This is a genomic window from Gordonia sp. B8661-1 (assembly GCF_059427765.1).
Map to the genome: position 1 here is coordinate 1 of NZ_JCAHRL010000028.1, position 1,574 is coordinate 1,574.

A 1,574-nucleotide genomic window follows, 5' to 3' on the forward strand; every position below is an offset into this window, starting at 1 on the left:
CGTCACCGCCTGCTTTTCGTGGCGGCGGGTCGTACCGTCCACCGCCAGTCCGGGAACTCGGTTTCGATGCGGCGGATCCGCTCTGCGGATAACTGACCTTTGCGGTAGTCGGCGCGCCGGGTGGCGACCCAGGTACCGATCGGGAACCCGTCGATCACATCCCGCTGAGGGACCTGGCTGGTCCCGTGGGCGGCGACGTAGCGGCGCAGGTGGGACAGTCCGGTCTCGAACGCCGTCGCGAAGGCCTCGTCCTGAGGCAGCCACCGCCAGTCCGGAAACTCGGACTCCAGACGCGCGATCCGCTCGGCCGACAGTCGGCCTCTGCGGTAGTCGGCGCGACGGGACGCGACCCAGGTGCCGATCTCGAAACCGTCGACCACATCGCCTTCTCCGGCGTTGCTCGTGCCGTGGACGGCGACGAAACGGCGCAGATGGGTCACGCCGACGTCGAACATCGCTTCGCGCACATTCCACACCCAGTCGGGGAACTCGGTTTCGAGGCGGCGGATCCGCTCGGCCGACAGATGGCCCCGCCGGTACTCGGCACGGCGGTTGACGACCCACTGACCTATCGCGAAGCCGTCGATCGTCGCGCCGCGGGGAGGTGAGCTGGAACCATGCATGGCGGCGTAGCGGTGCAGGTGGGCGATCCCGGTGTCGAAGAGACGGTCGTAGGCATTACCACGGCTGGTCGAGCCAGCTTCATGCTCGTTCGACGATGCGGGACAGCCTGTTTCAGGTCGGTCTAGGCGGGGGTCCACTCGAGTCCGAGGAGGGTCAGGGCGCGGGCCAGTTGTGGATCCGCGGCGTCGATGGGGCAGTGGTCGACCACGTCGATGTGGGGGCTGATGTCGGGGTCGGCGGCGCGTTCGTAGAGCGCCCACATGCGTAGCTGGTCGCCGTGGCGGGAGTCGAACTCGATCCCGTCGACTGCTGCGTGTCCGTGGTCGGTGAGGGCGTAGAGCCAGCGGGAGATGGCCTGGGTGAGACCGCGGGGGCGCCCGTCACGCAGAGCGGCGGTGTCGAGGTCATCGAGTCCGTAGCGGATCGCGAGCGGCCGAAACACCGTTCGCAGGGTGGCGAGGCTGTCCGGGTCGGCGGGCACTGCGAACCGTCCGGTCAGGGTGGCGTGGCCGAGCATTCGTGCCTCACACCACGATCGCGGGACGCGGCCGGACGGCAGCGTGGGGTAGTCCTGCTCGTCTTCGTCGTCGACGATGATGTCGTCGAGCTCGGCGATCAGTTGCGGGCTGGGTCGGGCGAACGCGAGGACTTCGAGGTAGCAGGCCAGGGGAGTGTCGGCGCAGTACAGGGTGCGCCACACCCCGTCGGGGTCGTCCCAGCGGCCGGCGAAGCGGCCGTCGGTGGCGTACTCCCACGGCGTCCACTCCCACGGACTCGGCGCATACCCGACCCGATAAATGGGCGTGTCGGTTCGGATGCTGCTGGTGATCGGGCCGTGTGGGGTGCCGATCGTCGACGTGCGGGGTTGGTTCATCCCACCGCGGCGAACTGGCGGGCAGCGTTGAGTACCTGGGGGCCGACGTCGGCGAGCTCGCCGTCGCGCAGCAGCA

Annotated in this window: 2 protein-coding genes; both read right to left on the reverse strand. The window is 69.0% G+C overall.

Annotated elements, in window-relative coordinates; translation table 11 throughout:
- Window positions 1-2: 2 nt before the first annotated feature.
- The gene (locus AC4JJG_RS21425) at window positions 3-650 is read right to left on the reverse strand and encodes a helicase associated domain-containing protein (protein WP_495405849.1); all 648 of its coding nucleotides are present in this window, start codon (window positions 648-650) and stop codon (window positions 3-5) included.
- Window positions 651-745: 95 nt separating this feature from the next.
- Window positions 746-1,498, reverse strand: a complete 753-nt coding sequence (locus AC4JJG_RS21430; RefSeq protein ID WP_277244831.1) for an RES domain-containing protein — start codon at window positions 1,496-1,498, stop codon at window positions 746-748.
- Between the last annotated feature and the right edge of the window lie 76 nt (window positions 1,499-1,574).

Excerpts from the sequence above, each read along its gene's own strand:
- AC4JJG_RS21430 (WP_277244831.1), bottom strand. The coding sequence starts at position 1,498 with ATGAACCAACCCCGCACGTCGACGATCGGCACCCCACACGGCCCGATC.